The organism is Psychrobacter sp. GW64-MNA-CIBAN-0177 (assembly GCF_040309585.1).
In the GTDB taxonomy this organism is placed as follows: domain Bacteria; phylum Pseudomonadota; class Gammaproteobacteria; order Pseudomonadales; family Moraxellaceae; genus Psychrobacter; species Psychrobacter okhotskensis.
In genome coordinates this window covers 1-256 of the sequence record NZ_JBEOOY010000396.1, presented here as the reverse complement: position 1 = coordinate 256, position 256 = coordinate 1, and the positions used below count along the sequence as shown (strand labels likewise).

Below are 256 nucleotides of genomic sequence, written 5' to 3'. Positions count from 1 at the left end.
ATGCTAAGTATTGCTGTAGGGCCGATAGTTCTCTCAATTTCACAATTAATTACTCTGGTAGGGTTATTTATGTTTTGGGGAATAACTTATCTTCAAACACGTAACAATGCAAAACAGAAACAGTTTTTAGAGTATATATTCACAGCCATTATTATTGGTTTTTTAACCGCACGATTGACCTTTATAATCGCTATGTGGCAAAGCTACCAAGAGAATTGGTGGCAATTAGTAAATATAAGTGATGGTGGCTTTATAC

General features: G+C 34.4%; 1 protein-coding gene. It reads left to right on the top strand.

What is annotated here, in order from left to right; genetic code table 11:
- Positions 1 to 69 precede the first annotated feature (69 nt).
- Positions 70 to 256, top strand: a 187-nt coding sequence (locus AAEY79_RS15600) for a prolipoprotein diacylglyceryl transferase family protein (protein ID WP_352289481.1), incomplete at its 3' end; no start/stop codon positions are given.